We start from the raw sequence: 561 nt of genomic DNA, 5'->3' as shown, positions 1-561 counted from the left end.
CACAAAGATGGTAGTTAGGTTCATCTCTTTTTGTATGTCTCGGATCTGTTGGCGAAGATGCTTACGGATCTTTGCATCCAGTGCCGAAAGCGGCTCATCAAGTAAAAGAATACGAGGTTTAACCACGAGCGCTCGGGCTAACGCCACACGCTGACGTTGGCCTCCAGAAAGTTGGTGTGGGTAGTGTTTTTCTTTGCCTTTTAAGTCAACTAACTCTATGACTTTTTTCACTTCGCGTTGAATTTCATCAGAGGCGAGTTTCTTCATTTTCAAGCCAAAGGCGATGTTGCCCTCAACCGTCATGTTTGGAAACAGCGCGTAAGACTGAAAAACCATACCGATGCCTCTTTCTTGTGGCACTTGGTGGGTGATCTCTTCGCCATTTACCCAAATTTCACCACCATCAACCGGATTTAAACCCGCAAGACTGCGAAGTAGGGTGGATTTACCACAGCCACTAGGCCCTAAAAGCGTGATGAACTCGCCTTGTTCGATAGCGAATTGAATGTCTTCAAATACCGTATTATCACCAAAACGTTTGGTGAGGTTTTTTGCGGTTAC

At 45.6% G+C, this 561-nt stretch carries 1 protein-coding gene; it reads right to left on the bottom strand.

The window, feature by feature from the left end:
• The coding region (locus R7Q11_RS28395) for an ABC transporter ATP-binding protein (RefSeq protein ID WP_225467258.1) at positions 1 to 561 on the bottom strand (561 nt) is incomplete at both ends.

This window comes from Vibrio sp. 970 (assembly GCF_033339075.1).
This window is presented reverse-complemented; position numbering and strand designations above follow the sequence as displayed.